The organism is Rathayibacter sp. AY1F6 (genome assembly GCF_002932035.1).
Taxonomy (GTDB): Bacteria; Actinomycetota; Actinomycetes; order Actinomycetales; family Microbacteriaceae; genus Rathayibacter.
Window position 1 is genome coordinate 121,576 of the sequence record NZ_PSVD01000007.1, and the last position, 15,804, is coordinate 137,379.

Below are 15,804 nucleotides of genomic sequence, written 5' to 3' on the forward strand. Positions count from 1 at the left end.
CGGGCACTCCTCCGGGAGCGACCGGCCGACCGGTCCAAGCGAGGTGGTACCGCGACCCGGCCCGGGGTCTGAGATCCGGGCGGGCCGTCCTCGTGCAGACCAGCAGCACTGCCAGGAGACCGCACGTGACCTACCCCCTGACCCCGCCCACCCCGCACGGAGCCGAGCCCGCCGAGGGCTCCGCGTTCGGCCGGGGCGTGTCCCCGTCGCCGCGCTTCCCCGAGATCGAGGAGCGCGTGCTCGCGTACTGGAAGGCGGACGACACCTTCCAGGAGTCGATCCGGCAGCGCGAGGGAGCGCCGGAGTGGGTCTTCTACGACGGCCCGCCCTTCGCCAACGGCCTGCCGCACTACGGGCACCTCCTCACCGGCTACGCCAAGGACGTCTTCCCCCGCTTCGAGACGATGCGCGGACGCCAGGTGCACCGCCGCTTCGGCTGGGACACCCACGGCCTGCCCGCCGAGCTCGAGGCGGAGCGGCAGCTCGGCATCACCGACAAGTCCCAGATCGAGGAGATGGGCGTCGCGGCCTTCAACGCCGCCGCGAAGGAGTCGGTGCTGCGCTACACCGGGGAGTGGCAGGACTACGTCACCCGCCAGGCGCGCTGGGTCGACTTCGACGACGACTACAAGACGCTCGACCCCACCTTCATGGAGTCGGTGATCTGGGCGTTCAAGCAGCTCTACGACAAGGGCCTCGCCTACGAGGGCCACCGCGTGCTGCCGTACTGCTGGCGCGACCAGACGCCGCTCTCGAACCACGAGCTGCGGATGGACGACGACGTCTACAAGATGCGCCAGGACCAGACGGTCACCGTCACCTTCCCGCTGGTCGGCGAGACGGCGGAGGCGCTTCAGCTGACGGCGGTCCGCGCTCTCGCGTGGACGACGACGCCGTGGACGCTGCCGACGAACCTCGCGCTCGCCGTCGGGCCCGACATCGAGTACGCGGTCGTCCCCGCCGGCCCGAACGGCGCGGCCGACGGCAGGGGCGAGCCCGAGGAGCGCGAGCTCTCGGCCGAGTACCTGCTCGCCATCGACCAGGTCGGCGCCTACGCGAAGGACCTCGGCTATCCGGACGCGGAGTCGGCCCTGGCCGCCGTCTCGCGCACCCACCGCGGCTCCGAGCTCGAGGGGATCAGCTACGACCGCCTCTGGGACCACTACGCGGACACCGAGGCCTGGGGCACGCAGAACGCGTGGCGCATCCTCGTCGCCGACTACGTGACCACCAGCGAGGGCACCGGCATCGTGCACCAGGCGCCCGCCTACGGCGAGGACGACCAGAAGGTCTGCGAGGCGGCGGGCATCCCCGTCATCATCTCGGTCGACGACGGCGGCCGCTTCCTGCCGCAGATCAGCGAGGTCGCCGGCCTCCAGGTCTTCGACGCGAACAAGCCCCTCACGCAGCTCCTGCGCGCGGGCCACCGGCTGCTCCGCCAGGCGAGCTACGAGCACTCGTACCCGCACTGCTGGCGCTGCCGCAATCCGCTGATCTACAAGGCGGTCTCGAGCTGGTTCGTCCGCGTCACCGCGATCCGCGACCGCATGGAGGAGCTCAACCAGGAGATCACCTGGGTCCCCGAGAACGTCAAGGACGGCCAGTTCGGCAAGTGGCTCTCGGGCGCGCGCGACTGGTCCATCAGCCGCAACCGCTACTTCGGCTCGCCGATCCCGGTGTGGAAGAGCGACGACCCGGAGTACCCGCGGATCGACGTCTACGGCTCGCTGGACGAGCTGGAGCGCGACTTCGGCGTGCGCCCGGACGACCTGCACCGGCCGTTCATCGACGAGCTGACCCGCCCGAACCCCGACGACCCGACCGGGCGCTCGACGATGCGCCGGATCAGCGACGTCCTCGACGTCTGGTTCGACTCCGGATCGATGCCCTTCGCCCAGGTGCACTACCCGTTCGAGAACGCGGACTGGTTCGACACCCACAACCCGGCGGACTTCATCGTCGAGTACATCGGGCAGACGCGCGGCTGGTTCTACACGCTGCACGTGCTCTCCACCGCGCTCTTCGACCGCCCGGCGTTCCGCAACGTGGTCAGCCACGGCATCGTGCTGGGCAACGACGGGCAGAAGATGTCCAAGTCGCTGCGCAACTACCCGGACGTGGCCGAGGTCTTCGACCGCGACGGCTCCGACGCCATGCGCTGGTTCCTGATGTCGAGCCCGGTCCTCCGGGGCGGCAACCTCGTCGTGACGGAGGATGGCATCCGCGAGGGCGTCCGCCAGGTGCTGCTGCCGCTGTGGAGCACCTGGTACTTCTTCTCCCTCTACGCCAACGCCTCGGCGGGCGGCGGCTACGAGGCGACCAGGCACACCGGCTCCGAGGACGTCCTCGACCGCTACCTGCTGGCCAAGACCCGCGATCTGGTCGAGACCGTGACCGGCCGGCTCGAGGCGCTGGACTCCACGCTCGCGGCCGCCGCGCTCCGCGACTTCAGCGACGTGCTCACGAACTGGTACGTGCGCCGCTCCCGCGACCGCTTCTGGCAGGGCGTCGACGAGGACGGCCGCGGATCGGAGGCGTTCGACACGCTCTACACGGTCCTCGAGACCGTGTGCCGCGTCGCCGCCCCGCTCCTGCCTCTCGTCACCGAGCAGATATGGCAGGGCCTGACCGGCGGCCGCAGCGTCCACCTCACCGACTGGCCGGAGGCGGACGAGTTCCCCGCCGACCCGGCGCTCGTGCACGCGATGGACGCGGTCCGCGGCATCTCGTCCACCGCGCTCTCCCTCCGCAAGCAGGCCGGGCTCCGCGTCCGCCTGCCGCTCGCGCGCCTGACCGTGGTGGTCGCCGACGCCGCCGAGCTCGCGCCGTTCGAGGCGATCCTCCGCGACGAGCTGAACGTGAAGGAGGTGTCGCTGGTGCCGCTGGTCGACTCCAGCGCCGCCGACTACGGCGTCACCTCCCGTCTCGCGGTCAACGCGCGCGCCGCCGGGCCCCGGCTCGGCAAGGGCGTGCAGACCGTGATCAGGGCCGCCAAGGCCGGCGACTGGAGCGAGACGGACGGCGTCGTCACCGCCGGCGGCGTCGAGCTGGTCGAGGGCGAGTACGAGCTCACGCTCGAGGTCGGCGGCTCGGCCGGCGATGACCGCGCCATCGCCCTGCTCCCGCGCGGGGGCTTCGTGCTCCTCGACACGGCGACCACCCCCGAGCTCGAAGCGGAGGGGCTCGCCCGCGACCTCATCCGCGCGGTGCAGGACGCCCGCAAGGCGGCCGGGTTCGAGGTCAGCGACCGGATCGTCCTGGAGGTCGTGCTCGACGAGCCGAGCCTGCAGGCGCTCGAGCCGCACGCGCTCTGGATCGCGGAGGAGACCCTCGCGACCGGATGCGCGTTCACTCCGCTCACCACGGCTCTCGAGGGCGGCGAGGGCGCGATCGCCGTCGGCCCCGCGGGCACCGCCATCATCCGCGTCGAGAAGGTCGAGGCCGCCGATGTCTGATCCGTTCGAGCCGGACGACGCCGACCGCGCGGCCGCCGACGCCGTCTACGCCGCGCTGCTGGAGCGCCTGGGCGAGGCGAGCGTCCGCCCGCGCCTCGCTCCGACCCGGCGCGCCGTCGAGATCCTCGGCGACCCGCAGCGCGCCTACCCGGTGATCCAGATCGCCGGAACCAACGGCAAGACCTCGACCAGCCGGATGATCGAGAGCCTGCTGCGCGCCCACGGGCTGCGGGTGGGCCTGTTCACCAGTCCGCACCTCGAGCGCTTCAACGAGCGCATCGTCATCGACGGAGAGCCGATCTCCGACCGGAGCCTCGCCGACAACTGGCAGGACGTCGAGCCGTACCTGCGGATGACCGACGCCGAGCTGGCCGAGCAGGGCGAGGCGCCGCTGTCCTTCTTCGAGGCGATCACCGTCCTGGCCTACGCGGCCTTCGCCGACGCGCCGGTCGACGTGGCCGTCGTCGAGGTGGGGATGGGCGGCGAGTGGGACTCGACGAACGTCGCCGACGCGCAGGTCGCCGTCTTCACGCCGATCGCCCTCGACCACACCGACCGCCTCGGCTCGACGATCGAGGAGATCGCGCGCACCAAGTCGGGCATCGTCAAGCCGCTCGCCTCGGTGGTCTCCGCGAGGCAGGTCCCGGAGGCGGAGGCGGTGCTGCGGCACGCGGCCGAGGCCACCGAGTCGACGATCGTCGTCGAGGGGGCGGAGTTCGACGTCGAGTCGACGACCGTCGCCGTCGGCGGCCAGGTCGTCACCGTCCGGGGACTCGTCACCACGTACGAGCAGCTGCTGCTGCCGTTCTTCGGCGACCACCAGGCCGAGAACGCCGCCGTGGCCGTCGCCGCGGTCGAGACGTTCCTGGGAGGCGGGACGCAGGAGCTCACCGGCGACGTCCTCGACGAGGGCTTCGCCGCCGCGACCTCCCCGGGCCGCCTGCAGCTCGTCGGACTCGCTCCGCGCACCGTCGTCGACGCGGCGCACAACCCGCACGGTGCCGCGTCCCTCGCCGCCGCTCTCGGCCGCTACTTCGACTTCGACCGCGTGACGGCCGTCCTCGGCGTGCTGGCCGAGAAGGACGCCGAGGGGATCCTCCGGGAGCTCCGCCCCGTGGTGGACGAGCTGATCGTGACCACGGCGCCGAGCGATCGGGCGATGCCCGCCGAGGAGCTCGCCGCGCTCGCCCGCACCGTGTTCCCGGAGGAGGCGGTCCGCGTCGCCGACGACCCGCTGGGTGCTCTCACGGCCGGTCGCGTCCTCGCGGCGCGCACCGACAAGGGCGCCCTGCTGGTCACGGGCTCGATCACCCTCGTCGGCCGCACGATCACCGCGGCCCGCGACGAGAACTGGCTGGGCGCGTGAGGGCCGGGCGCCCGCGGCGCTCGCGGACCGTCCGGGAGAGCCTCGGCTCGATCGTGCTCGGCTTCGAGGCGGTCATCGTCTTCCTCGCCACCCTGGTGGCCTTCGGGCTGAAGGCGGCCGACCCCGTGATCGTGCTGGTCGGGGGAGCGGTGGTCTGCCTCGCGCTCGTCGCCACTCTGGGCCTGCTGAACCGGCCGGTCGGCTTCCGCATCGGCTGGGTGCTGCAGTTCGTTATCGTGGCCTCGGGCCTGCTGGTCCCGATCATGTACGTGATCGGCGCCGCCTTCGTGGCGCTGTGGACGTACTGCATGGTGACCGGCACCCGCCTCGACGCTCAGACGCGCCGGGCGGCGGAGCCCACCGACCCCACCGAAGGAGACCGCTGAACCATGGCCACTCAGGAGACCCTCGTCCTCGTCAAGCCCGACGGCGTCGCCCGCAACCTCACCGGCGAGATCCTCCGCCGCATCGAGGCGAAGGGCTACTCCCTCGTCGACGTGAAGCTCGTCGAGGCCGACCGCGAGCTGCTCGCCGCCCACTACGCCGAGCACGAGGGCAAGCCCTTCTACGAGCCGCTCGTCGAGTTCATGGAGAGCGGCCCGATCGTCGCCCTGCGCATCGCGGGCGACCGTGTGATCGAGGGCTTCCGCGCCCTCGCCGGCACCACCGACCCGACCACGGCCGCTCCCGGCACCATCCGCGGCGACCTCGGCCGCGACTGGGGCCTCAAGGTCCAGCAGAACCTCGTGCACGGGTCCGACTCCGAGGAGTCGGCCGCGCGCGAGCTCGGCCTCTGGTTCGCCTGAGCCGCTCGGCCGCCTGCCTCTGACGACGTCCGTCAGAGGTAGGCGAGCACGTTCAGCCTCACCTGCGCGATCACCGCGATCAGCAGGTAGCAGAGCAGCGTGATGAACGGGACCCAGCCGTAGGCGGCACCGGCGAAGCGGCGCACCCCGGCGGGGACGGGGAACACGCCCTCACGGAGGTTGCGGAGCGTCACCAGCCAGAAGCCCGGGATGACGACGGCCCAGGTGAGCATGCACCAGGGGCAGAGCGTCCCGAGCGCGAAGACGCTCGTCGCGATGAGCCAGCCCACGAACACCAGGGCCAGCAGGAAGCCGACGTTGAAGGCCGCCCAGAACCACCGGTCGAACCGGGCGCCCGCGAGCAGGCCCAGCCCCACCACGATCGGCGCGATCCAGGCAGCCAGGCCGATGAGAGGGTTCGGGAAGCCGAAGACCGCGCCCTGCGCCGAGTTCAGGTTCGCACTGCACTGCACGAGCAGGCTGAAGTCGCAGCCGAGGCCCGCATCGGGGTTCTCGAGAGCGGCGAACTTGTCGTTCGTGAGAGCGAAGGCGGCGGTCCAGCCGATCACGCCGAGGACGATCAGCAGGACGGCGAAGAGGACGGGGCGCTGCTGGGTGGGGGCGTCGCGCACCCCGGGATCGCTGGACACCGGGGGATTATGGCACGCGCCGGATCGGCGCCTCTGGGAATGCGTGCGATAATCGGAGCCGTCGGTCCGGGGGACCCCGCATCGACGCGAAGAAGGTTTACCGGGCGAGTACCGGGCCACAGGAGATCGACAGCGTTCCGCGAATGGACGCGCCGGATCTCCGCTCCGCCGGGAGTCGACCGCAGGTCGCACCGCGGGGGAGCGCGTGTCGGATAGTCAGTTCCGAGTGTGCAGCTGCAACCGGAGTCCCGCGCCACGAGCGCGACGGGACCGGGGGAGCGGAAGGATTCGCGGCGGGCCGAGGCCCCTCGCACGAGAGAAGCATCCGGGAAGACGACGCGGCGGACGACCCGGCCGAGGAGTGCACCAGGAATGGTGGAAGACAACAGTACGAGCGGATCCGATCCGGACCGCGACGGGCCCCGCAGCGGGGCCAGGAAGATCAGCCGCCTCTTCGGTGGCCGCCGGGCGAGCCGGCGGACCGAGTCGAGCGCGCCAGCGACAGGGGAGACGATCATCGACAGCAACGAGACCGACCAGACCGGAGCCGAGGGCATCGAGCTGCCCGAGACCGGGAGCGCCGCGGAGGCGGCCGAGCCGTCGACGTCGACGGGCGCGGTGTTCTTCAACGCCCTGCCGCAGACCCCGGGCGCCGACCAGGAGGAGCCGCGACGGCCCGCACTGCCGAGCCCGTCGCTGCTGTTCCAGGCGCCGGTCCTGCCCGACTACGTCGAGCTGGCTCCGCTGCCTCCCCGCGGTGCGCCGCTGGGCGTCCAGGAGGAGCGCGAGAGCCCGGCCGAGGAGCAGGGCTCCGTCCGCCGCCGCTCGCGCCGCCGCAGCGGCGAGAGCGAGAGGTCCGGCTCCGACGACCCCGAGAACACCGTCGTCCGGGTCCGCCAGCCGCGCGAGCAGCGCGAGGCCCGCGAGCCCGAGCTCATCACCGAGCCGCAGCGCATCAAGGGCTCGACCCGCCTCGAGGCCAAGAAGCAGCGCCGCCGCGACGGCCGCGACGCCGGCCGGCGCCGCACGGTCGTCACCGAGTCCGAGTTCCTCGCCCGCCGGGAGGCCGTCGACCGCGTCATGGTCGTCCGCTCGAAGGAGGACAGCATCCGCATCGGCGTGCTCGAGGACGGCGTCCTCGCCGAGCACTACGTCGCCCGCTCGCAGGAGGCGTCGCTCATCGGCAACGTCTACCTCGGCCGCGTGCAGAACGTCCTCCCGAGCATGGAGGCCGCCTTCGTCGACATCGGACGCGGGCGCAACGCCGTGCTCTACTCCGGCGAGGTCGACTGGGACGCCGCGAACAACGCCGGCGGCCCCCGCCGGATCGAGCTCGCGCTCAAGCCCGGCGACCGGGTCCTCGTCCAGGTCACGAAGGACCCCGTCGGCCACAAGGGCGCCCGTCTCACGAGCCAGATCTCGCTCCCCGGCCGCTACCTCGTCTACGTGCCCAACGGTTCGATGAACGGCATCTCGCGGAAGCTCCCGGACACCGAGCGCGCCCGCCTGAAGAAGATCCTCAAGGAGGTGCTGCCCGAGAACGTGGGCGTCATCGTCCGGACCGCGGCCGAGGGCGCCACGGAGGAGCAGCTGACCGTCGACGTCGAGCGCCTGACCGCGCAGTGGACGGCTCTCAGCGCGAAGGCCGCGACCGGGCAGGCTCCCGCTCTCCTGCACAGCGAGCCGGACCTGCTGATCAAGATCGTCCGCGACGTCTTCAACGAGGACTTCGAGAAGATGGTCATCGCCGGCGACGACGCCCGCGAGACCATCGAGCTCTACCTCAGCCAGGTCGCACCCGATCTGCTCGAGCGCGTCGAGGTCTACACGGGTGAGAAGGACGCGTTCGACGAGTTCCGCATCACGGAGCAGATCGAGAAGGCGCTGGAGCGCAAGGTGTGGCTGCCCAGCGGCGGCTCGCTCGTGATCGACCGCACCGAGGCGATGACGGTGGTCGACGTCAACACCGGCAAGTTCGTCGGCTCGGGCGGGAACCTCGAGGAGACGGTCACGAAGAACAACCTGGAGGCGGCCGAGGAGATCGTCCGCCAGCTGCGCCTGCGCGACATCGGCGGCATCATCGTCGTCGACTTCATCGACATGGTGCTCGAGTCCAACCGCGACCTCGTGCTCCGCCGCCTGGTCGAGTGCCTGAGCCGCGACCGGACGAAGCACCAGGTCGCCGAGGTCACCTCGCTCGGCCTCGTGCAGATGACCCGCAAGAAGCTGGGCCTGGGCCTGCTCGAGACCTTCAGCGAGAACTGCGAGATCTGCGCCGGGCGCGGCGTCATCGTCCACCACGACCCCGTGCTCAAGCACCGGTCGACCGCCGCTCCGCAGCAGGAGCAGCGCCGCCGGGGCAAGGGCGGCGAGCAGCAGCCCGCCGCCTCCGGGCGCTCGAACGGCGGGCAGAACGGGCAGGGCGCGCCGGCGACCAAGCCGATCAGCACCCACGCCATCACGGACGACGCGAAGAACGCGCTCGCGCAGATCGCCGCCAGCACCATCCACCCCCAGGCCGTGCGCCAGGCGGCGGAGGAGGCGGCCGCGCTGGTCGAGGACGCCGCCGAGACCGTCGAGGCCCAGGCGCCGGAGGAGTCCGCGACGGCACCCGAGGAGCAGCCGTCCGAGCCGAGCCGTCGCGGCGAGCGTCCCGCCCGGGGTGAGCGCCGTCGTCGCAGCCGCGACCGCGAGCCGCGCCAGGAGGCCGCCGAGACGGCGGCCGTCGAGCCGGCTCCCGTCGAGACCCCGGTCGAGAAGGAGATCGAGCCGGCCGCTGCCGCGCCGATCCTCGACATCCCGATCGCGCCGGTCACGCCTCCGCGCCGCGTCCGCAGCGAGGTCGCCGAGCACCTGCTCGACTCCGTGCTCGACGCTCTGCCGGCCCCGAAGCAGCCCGGCCAGGGCCGTGCGAAGAGCCGCCGCGTCACGACGGCCGCGCTCACCGGAGTCGCGGTCATCCCCGAGCAGACCCCGCGCCGCGCCGACCAGTAGCGCGACCCGGTGTCAGGAGGGCCCGGTGCCCGGCGAGAGCCGGCGCCGGGCCCTCTCGGCGTCCCGGTCGCGACCGCGGACGCGGAGCCCGCTCCGCCTCAGCCGCTCGACCAGCTCCCGCGCGCCGACGAGGACCGCGCCCGCGGCGACGAGCTCGTCGATCCGCTCCTCGGGCACGTCGTAGTGGTCCAGGTCGAAGCCGCGCTCGGGCACGCCGAGACGGCGCGCGAAGTCGTGGAGCTCCTCGAGCGAGACGTCGCTCACGAGGTGCGCCCACAGCCGGCCGTGCGCCGGCCAGCGCGCGGCGTCGACGAGGATGGCCATTCCCCGATCGTAGGCGGCGCGCCGTCCGTCCACGCGCCTCCTCCTCGACTATCGTGACGGGGTCGCCGGTCGGGTGGACACGGCTTCGCAGTCGTGTGCGTTTGACCGTGGAGCGCGGATCCCGTACTCTTGACCGTTGGTGTGGCGCGATCCATGTGCTCACGCAGATTTCCGTTGTCGCTCCGCCCCTCACGGGGCGTGGGCCGCGGTGCCGGTTCCCTCGTGTCGTGAGGAGACGGGTACGAACCGGAAGACCGGGGCTCAGCCCCGTCCCTACAAGCCCCGGACGAGGCCTCCGCTCCGTCCAGACGAGAAACAGGTACGAGAAGTGGTTTACGCAGTTGTGCGCGCCGGCGGTCGGCAGGAGAAGGTCGAGGTCGGCACCATCGTGACGATGGACCGCGTCAAGGCCGACGAGAACGGCACCGTGCAGCTTCCTGCCGTGCTGCTCGTCGACGGTGAGTCGATCACCTCGGACGCGGCGACCCTCGCGGGGGTGACCGTCACCGCCGAGGTGCTCGAGGACCTCCGTGGTCCGAAGATCATCATCCAGAAGTTCAAGAACAAGACCGGTTACAAGAAGCGCCAGGGGCACCGTCAGGACCTCACGCGCGTCAAGGTCACTGGCATCAAGTAGTCCTGCAAAGGAATTGAGCTGACCTGCGGAGCGAGCCATCGCACTGCAGGGCAACAGCACGGGGCTGCGGCCCCCCGGTCTCGAGGAGATGAGAAATGGCACACAAGAAGGGCGCGAGCTCCACTCGCAACGGTCGCGACTCGAACGCGCAGCGTCTCGGCGTCAAGCGCTTCGGCGGCCAGGTCGTGAACGCGGGCGAGATCATCGTCCGCCAGCGCGGCACCCACTTCCACCCCGGCGCGAACGTCGGACGCGGTGGCGACGACACCCTGTTCGCCCTCTCGGCGGGCGCTGTCGAGTTCGGCAGCAAGGGCGGCCGCAAGGTCGTCAACATCGTGGCGGCCGCCCAGTAGGGTCGACCTCCTCGGCCGCACAGGCACAGGACGCAAGGGGCGGGCTTCGGCTCGCCCCTTGCGCGTTTACCAGGGCACAGCCCCCCGGCGCCGGCATCCCGGCGCCGCACGCACTCACGGACGGATTCACACCATGGTCACCTTCGTCGACAACGTCACGCTGCATCTGCGTGCCGGCCACGGCGGCAACGGCTGCGTCTCCGTCCGTCGCGAGAAGTTCAAGCCGCTCGCCGGCCCCGACGGCGGCAACGGCGGGCACGGGGGCGACATCGTCCTCGTCGCCGACCCGCAGACGACGACGCTGCTCGCCTACCACCGCCACCCGCACCGCAGCTCCGAGAACGGCGGTCCCGGCATGGGCGACCACCGCGCGGGCGGGAACGGCGAGCTCATGGAGCTCCCCGTCCCGGTCGGCACGGTCGTCAAGTCGCCGGACGGCGACCAGCTGATCGACATGGACGAGCCCGGCCTCCGGTTCGTCATCGCTCCGGGCGGGCAGGGCGGCCTCGGCAACGCCTCGCTCGCCACCACGAAGCGCAAGGCGCCCGGCTTCGCGCTGCTCGGCACGCCGGGCTGGGAGGGCGACGTCGTCCTCGAGCTGAAGACCGTCGCGGACGTCGCGCTCGTCGGATTCCCTTCGGCGGGCAAGTCGAGCCTCGTCGCGGCGATCTCGGCGGCCAAGCCGAAGATCGCGGACTACCCGTTCACGACCCTCGCGCCCAACCTCGGCGTCGTGCAGGCGGGGGAGTCGCGGTTCACCGTCGCCGACGTGCCCGGTCTCATCGAGGGCGCGAGCGAGGGCAAGGGCCTGGGCCTGGAGTTCCTCCGCCATGTCGAGCGCTGCACCGCGCTCGTCCACGTGCTCGACTGCGCCACGCTCGAGCCCGGCCGCGACCCGCTGACCGACCTCGACATCATCCTCGGCGAGCTGGCGGCGTACCCCGTCGGCGACGGACAGGTGCCGCTGATCGAGCGCCCGCAGCTGATCGCGCTCAACAAGGTCGACGTGCCCGAGGCCCAGGAGCTGGCCGACTTCGTCCGGGCCGACCTCGAGGGCCGCGGCTACCGCGTCTTCGAGATCTCGACGGTCAGCCACTCGGGACTCCGCCAGCTGACGTTCGCCCTCGCCGAGATCGTCGAGAAGCACCGCCTCGAGCTCGCCGCTGTGCCGCGGGTGGAGCGCATCACCATCCGCCCCCGCGCCGTGGACGAGAAGGACTTCGAGATCCGGGTCGAGGGCGGCTCGTACGGCAACGTCTACCGGGTCCTGGGCACCAAGCCCGTGCGCTGGGTGGCGCAGACCGACTTCACGAACGACGAGGCCGTCGGCTTCCTCGCCGACCGCCTGGCCAAGCTCGGAGTCGAGAACGGCCTCTTCTCGGCCGGAGCGGTCGCCGGCTCCACCGTCGTCATCGGCCCCGGCGACGGCGTCGTCTTCGACTGGGAGCCGACCCTCACCTCGACGGCCGAGCTCATCACCGCGCCCCGCGGAACGGACCTCCGCCTCGAGGACAACCGGCGCAAGACCCGCAACGAGCGTCGCGAGGACTACTTCGAGCGGATGGACGCCAAGGCCGAGGCGCGCGCGGAGCTCGAGCGCGAGCGCCAGGGTGGCGTCTGGCGCGTCGCCGACGAGGGCGACGGCACGGAGGCCGGCGAGGAGAGCTGACTCCCGCCGCCGGGGTCGTCTGCCTCTACACTGGCCGGATGCCGCAGACGACCCCCGACAGCAGTGCGCTGACCGAGCGGTTCGCCGCCTCCCGCGTCGCGTCGCGCTCCCTCCGCAGTGCGACCACCGACCTCAAGAACCGGGCTCTGCTCGCCATCGCCGACGCGGTGCGCTCGAGCGCCGAGCGCGTCGTCCCGGCGAACGAGCTCGACCTCCAGCGGGGCCGCGAGAGCGGGATGAGCGCGGGCCTGCAGGACCGCCTCCGCCTCGATGCGGCGCGCCTGGGGTCCCTCGCCGACGCCGTCGTCGCGGTCGTCGGGCTCACCGATCCGGTCGGGCAGACGGTGCGGGGATCGAACCTGCCCAACGGCGCCTCCCTCACCCAGGTGCGGGTCCCGTTCGGCGTGGTCGGAGCGATCTACGAGGCGCGCCCGAACGTCACCATCGACATCGCGGCGCTCGCCCTCAAGAGCGGGAACGCCGTGATCCTGCGCGGAGGCTCGGCCGCGGAGAACACGAACCGCGTCCTGGTGGAGCTGCTGCAGGAGGCCGTCGCCTCCGTCGGGCTGCCCGCCGAGCTGGTGCAGACGGTCGACGACCACGGCCGCGAGGGCGCGAAGGCCCTCATGCGAGCGCGCGGCTACGTCGACGTCCTGGTGCCGCGGGGGAGCGCGGGCCTCATCGAGTCGGTCGTGACCGAGTCGACGGTCCCTGTGATCGAGACGGGCGCCGGAGTCGTCCACGTCTTCCTCGACGCCAGTGCCGACGAGCAGTGGGCCGTGGACATCGTCCACAACGCCAAGGTGCAGCGTCCGAGCACCTGCAACGCCCTCGAGACCCTCCTCGTCCACCGTGACGCCGCCGAGCGCCTCCTCTCGCCCGTCCTCGGTCGGCTCGCGGAAGCGGGAGTGACCGTGCACGGCGACGAGCGCGTCGCGGCGCTCTGGCCCGACGCGGTGCCCGCCACCGATGAGGACTGGTCCGCGGAGTACTACTCGCTCGACGTCGCCGTCGCGATCGTCGACGACCTCGACGCCGCGATGGCCCACATCGACCGGTACTCCACCCACCACACCGAGTCGATCGTGACGAACGACCTCCGGAGCGCCGAGCGCTTCCTCGCCGAGGTCGACTCCGCGGTCGTGATGGTCAACGCCTCCACCCGCTTCACCGACGGCGGGGAGTTCGGGTTCGGCGCCGAGGTCGGCATCTCGACGCAGAAGCTGCACGCTCGGGGCCCCATGGGTCTTCCCGAGCTGACCAGCACGAAGTGGCTGCTGCGCGGCGCGGGACAGGTCCGCGCCTAGCGCCCGGACCGGCGATCCGGCGTCGAGCGGCGTCCGGGTAGACTCGTCAGAGCCCCGCCGGGGCGACCACGACCTCCAAGGAGCACTGCATGTCCCTCGCGATGACCGTCCTCGCCGAAGCAGCGGCCCACACGGAGCTGCCGTTCCCCCCGATCGTCTTCGGCCTGATCGCCGCCGTCGCCTTCACGGCCCTCGGCTTCGTCACCTGGAGCTACCGCGACGTGGCGAACCGCCACTCGCACAAGACCGGCGCCGGCTCCCACGACCAGCACGGTCACGGACACTAGGCGGGGAGCCCAGCGATCGTGACGTCCGCCGCGAGCGGAGGCCCGCGGCGTCCGCGCATCGGCGTGATGGGCGGCACCTTCGACCCGATCCACCACGGTCACCTGGTCGCCGCCTCCGAGGTGGCCCAGTCGTTCGACCTGGACGAGGTCGTCTTCGTGCCCACCGGCCAGCCGTGGCACAAGAAGACGGTGACCTCCGCCGAGCACCGGTACCTGATGACGGTGATCGCGACGGCGTCGAACCCGCGCTTCACCGTCAGCCGAGTCGACGTGGACCGCATCGGCACGACCTACACGATCGACACCCTGCGCGACATCCACGCCGCGCACCCCGACGCCGAGCTGTTCTTCATCACCGGCGCGGACGCGGTCGCTCAGATCCTGAGCTGGAAGGACTACGACGAGCTGTGGGAGCTGGCCCACTTCGTCGCCGTCAGCCGGCCGGGGCACGTCCTCAACGTTTCGGGATTGCCGGCCCAGGACGTATCCTTGTTGGAGATTCCGGCACTGGCGATCTCCTCGACCGACTGTCGGAGCCGCGTCAACCGGGGTCATCCGGTCTGGTACCTGGTTCCCGACGGTGTCGTCCAGTACATCTCGAAGCACCACCTGTATCGGAGCACGTCATGACAGTTCAGCCCGAGGAGAAGCCGCTCACCCGGCGCGAGATCCGCGAGCGCGAGAGGCGCGAGGCCGGTGCGGCCACGACCGCCGCCGTTCCGACGACGTCCCGCCGAGCTGCCACCGCGACCGCCACCACCGCCGGCGACATGCCGGTGCTGACCCCCACCCAGGCCCTGCGGATCACCCCCGTCGAGCCGAGCCCCGCGAGCGAGCCCGACCTGCGCACCTCCTCGATGGAGATCGTCGCCACCGAGAACGCCACGGGCCGCCAGCTGACCCGTCGGGAGCTGCGCGCACTGCTGGCGCAGCAGCAGGCGGAGAAGGTCGCCGCCGCACCGGAGGCGGAGCCGCCCGCCGACGAGGAGCGGTCCGACGACGAGCGCTCCGACGACGTCGAGGGCGCCCTCGAGCGCGCCTCGGCGCTCCCGCCGACCGGGGCGGTCCCCGTGATCGAGGCGGCCGACGAGTCCCGTGATGCGGAGCCGGTGCCCGAGGGCGCAGCGGAGCAGGAGCCGGAGGGCGACGAGGACGTCGTCACCGAGGACGCCCCCGAGGCGTCCGAGGAGGAGGCGGACGAGTCCGCCACCGATGCGACCGCGGACGCCGACGCGGCCGAGGTGCACGAGGCCGAGATCGAGAGCTCCTCCTCCGACGACGAGACGCCGTCCGCGGACGCCTCCGACGAGCGGGACGCGGACGACGAGCAGCCGACGGCCGGCGAGCAGCCCGAGCAGCCGCACCTGAACACCGCGCTCTTCGCGTCGGTGGGCGGATCCCTCGACATCGCCGACGAGAAGGCCACCGAGATCACCGGGAGCTTCGAGCCGCCGATCGAGCACCTCGCCATCACCGAGGAACTCGACAGCAAGTCGAAGGAGGAGGTGGACGCCTCGTTCGACTCCCTCATCGCGAGCGGAGTCGCCGCCACCGGTGCCGTCACCACCACCAACGCGCTGATCCTGCCGACCACGGGCCCCGGCGCGACAGTCGGCACGGACACGGGGGAGATCCTCGTCACCGGCTCGTTCGACCTCCCGCGCAGCCTCGGCTCCACGGGCCAGCACCCGAACCTCTACGACTCGCCCGATGTGGACCGCTACGTCGACCGCATCGACCGCGAGCAGCCCGTCGGCGAGTCCGAGCCGGTCCGGGCGTCCAGCGCCGTCTCCACCCACGCCGCCGGCACCTCGATGATCGCGCCGCAGAAGCGCGCCGGCGTGAGCGTCCCGGTGGTCCTCGCGATCACCGCGGCCGTCCTGCTGGTTGGCGCGATCGCGCTGTTCATCGGCGGCTTCGTGCTCAACATCTTCTGATCTCCACCACCGACACTGA

Annotated in this window: 14 protein-coding genes; 12 read left to right on the plus strand and 2 right to left on the minus strand. The window is 71.8% G+C overall.

The features are described from left to right. Nucleotides 1-125: 125 nt before the first annotated feature. From ileS to ndk, 4 genes are read left to right on the plus strand one after another with little or no spacing between them, the layout of a single operon-like run. Nucleotides 126-3,455 carry an isoleucine--tRNA ligase gene (gene ileS / locus C5C44_RS08580; protein ID WP_374953263.1) on the plus strand — a complete coding sequence of 1,110 codons (3,330 nt, stop codon included), beginning with the start codon at nucleotides 126-128 and terminating at the stop codon, nucleotides 3,453-3,455. Further along, complete coding sequence (locus C5C44_RS08585) at nucleotides 3,448-4,821, plus strand: folylpolyglutamate synthase/dihydrofolate synthase family protein (RefSeq protein WP_104223687.1); 1,374 nt, start codon at nucleotides 3,448-3,450, stop codon at nucleotides 4,819-4,821. Before ileS ends, C5C44_RS08585 begins: the two co-directional genes overlap by 8 nt. Continuing rightward, nucleotides 4,818-5,207, plus strand: a complete 390-nt coding sequence (locus C5C44_RS08590; protein WP_258060376.1) for a DUF4233 domain-containing protein — start codon at nucleotides 4,818-4,820, stop codon at nucleotides 5,205-5,207. The genes C5C44_RS08585 and C5C44_RS08590 overlap by 4 nt, the downstream gene beginning before the upstream one ends. Nucleotides 5,208-5,210: 3 nt before the next feature. Beyond that, nucleotides 5,211-5,627 carry a nucleoside-diphosphate kinase gene (gene ndk / locus C5C44_RS08595; protein ID WP_104223686.1) on the plus strand — a complete coding sequence of 139 codons (417 nt, stop codon included), beginning with the start codon at nucleotides 5,211-5,213 and terminating at the stop codon, nucleotides 5,625-5,627. Nucleotides 5,628-5,659: 32 nt separating this feature from the next. Here the strand turns inward: ndk and C5C44_RS08600 are convergent, their stop codons facing one another. After that, nucleotides 5,660-6,277: a vitamin K epoxide reductase family protein gene (locus C5C44_RS08600; RefSeq protein ID WP_244230638.1), complete on the minus strand. Its 618-nt coding sequence runs from the start codon at nucleotides 6,275-6,277 to the stop codon at nucleotides 5,660-5,662. A gap of 372 nt (nucleotides 6,278-6,649) precedes the next feature. On the opposite strand from C5C44_RS08600, the gene C5C44_RS08605 reads away from it, so the two are divergent. After that, the gene (locus tag C5C44_RS08605) at nucleotides 6,650-9,271 is read left to right on the plus strand and encodes an Rne/Rng family ribonuclease (RefSeq protein WP_104223684.1); all 2,622 of its coding nucleotides are present in this window, start codon (nucleotides 6,650-6,652) and stop codon (nucleotides 9,269-9,271) included. Between the two features lie 12 nt (nucleotides 9,272-9,283). Here C5C44_RS08605 and C5C44_RS08610 read toward each other — a convergent pair whose 3' ends face one another. After that, nucleotides 9,284-9,595: a DUF4031 domain-containing protein gene (locus C5C44_RS08610; protein ID WP_104223683.1), complete on the minus strand. Its 312-nt coding sequence runs from the start codon at nucleotides 9,593-9,595 to the stop codon at nucleotides 9,284-9,286. 328 nt (nucleotides 9,596-9,923) lie between these two features. On the opposite strand from C5C44_RS08610, the gene rplU reads away from it, so the two are divergent. The 7 genes from rplU (at nucleotide 9,924) to C5C44_RS08645 (ending at nucleotide 15,785) form a co-directional block, all read left to right on the plus strand. Beyond that, nucleotides 9,924-10,232, plus strand: coding sequence for a 50S ribosomal protein L21 (rplU, locus tag C5C44_RS08615; protein WP_104223682.1), 309 nt, complete (start codon nucleotides 9,924-9,926; stop codon nucleotides 10,230-10,232). A gap of 95 nt (nucleotides 10,233-10,327) precedes the next feature. Beyond that, nucleotides 10,328-10,585, plus strand: coding sequence for a 50S ribosomal protein L27 (rpmA, locus tag C5C44_RS08620; protein WP_068209107.1), 258 nt, complete (start codon nucleotides 10,328-10,330; stop codon nucleotides 10,583-10,585). A 133-nt stretch (nucleotides 10,586-10,718) separates the two neighbouring features. Continuing rightward, the gene (obgE, locus tag C5C44_RS08625; protein WP_104223681.1) at nucleotides 10,719-12,254 is read left to right on the plus strand and encodes a GTPase ObgE; all 1,536 of its coding nucleotides are present in this window, start codon (nucleotides 10,719-10,721) and stop codon (nucleotides 12,252-12,254) included. 38 nt (nucleotides 12,255-12,292) lie between these two features. Next, a complete protein-coding gene (locus C5C44_RS08630; protein ID WP_104269635.1) occupies nucleotides 12,293-13,561 on the plus strand; it encodes a glutamate-5-semialdehyde dehydrogenase in 1,269 nt (422 codons plus the stop codon). A gap of 89 nt (nucleotides 13,562-13,650) precedes the next feature. Continuing rightward, the gene (locus C5C44_RS08635) at nucleotides 13,651-13,848 is read left to right on the plus strand and encodes a hypothetical protein (protein WP_104247267.1); all 198 of its coding nucleotides are present in this window, start codon (nucleotides 13,651-13,653) and stop codon (nucleotides 13,846-13,848) included. An 18-nt stretch (nucleotides 13,849-13,866) separates the two neighbouring features. Further along, the gene (gene nadD, locus C5C44_RS08640; RefSeq protein ID WP_104223678.1) at nucleotides 13,867-14,478 is read left to right on the plus strand and encodes a nicotinate-nucleotide adenylyltransferase; all 612 of its coding nucleotides are present in this window, start codon (nucleotides 13,867-13,869) and stop codon (nucleotides 14,476-14,478) included. After that, a complete protein-coding gene (locus tag C5C44_RS08645; RefSeq protein ID WP_104223677.1) occupies nucleotides 14,475-15,785 on the plus strand; it encodes a hypothetical protein in 1,311 nt (436 codons plus the stop codon). Before nadD ends, C5C44_RS08645 begins: the two co-directional genes overlap by 4 nt. The last annotated feature ends 19 nt before the right edge of the window (nucleotides 15,786-15,804 follow it).

Coding starts and splice junctions, on each gene's coding strand:
- C5C44_RS08645 (WP_104223677.1), top strand. CDS start 14,475: ATGACAGTTCAGCCCGAGGAGAAGCCGCTCACCCGGCGCGAGATCCGC.
- rpmA (WP_068209107.1), top strand. CDS start 10,328: ATGGCACACAAGAAGGGCGCGAGCTCCACTCGCAACGGTCGCGACTCG.
- C5C44_RS08605 (WP_104223684.1), top strand. CDS start 6,650: ATGGTGGAAGACAACAGTACGAGCGGATCCGATCCGGACCGCGACGGG.
- ndk (WP_104223686.1), top strand. CDS start 5,211: ATGGCCACTCAGGAGACCCTCGTCCTCGTCAAGCCCGACGGCGTCGCC.
- C5C44_RS08585 (WP_104223687.1), top strand. CDS start 3,448: ATGTCTGATCCGTTCGAGCCGGACGACGCCGACCGCGCGGCCGCCGAC.
- C5C44_RS08630 (WP_104269635.1), top strand. CDS start 12,293: ATGCCGCAGACGACCCCCGACAGCAGTGCGCTGACCGAGCGGTTCGCC.
- C5C44_RS08635 (WP_104247267.1), top strand. CDS start 13,651: ATGTCCCTCGCGATGACCGTCCTCGCCGAAGCAGCGGCCCACACGGAG.
- C5C44_RS08610 (WP_104223683.1), bottom strand. CDS start 9,595: ATGGCCATCCTCGTCGACGCCGCGCGCTGGCCGGCGCACGGCCGGCTG.
- obgE (WP_104223681.1), top strand. CDS start 10,719: ATGGTCACCTTCGTCGACAACGTCACGCTGCATCTGCGTGCCGGCCAC.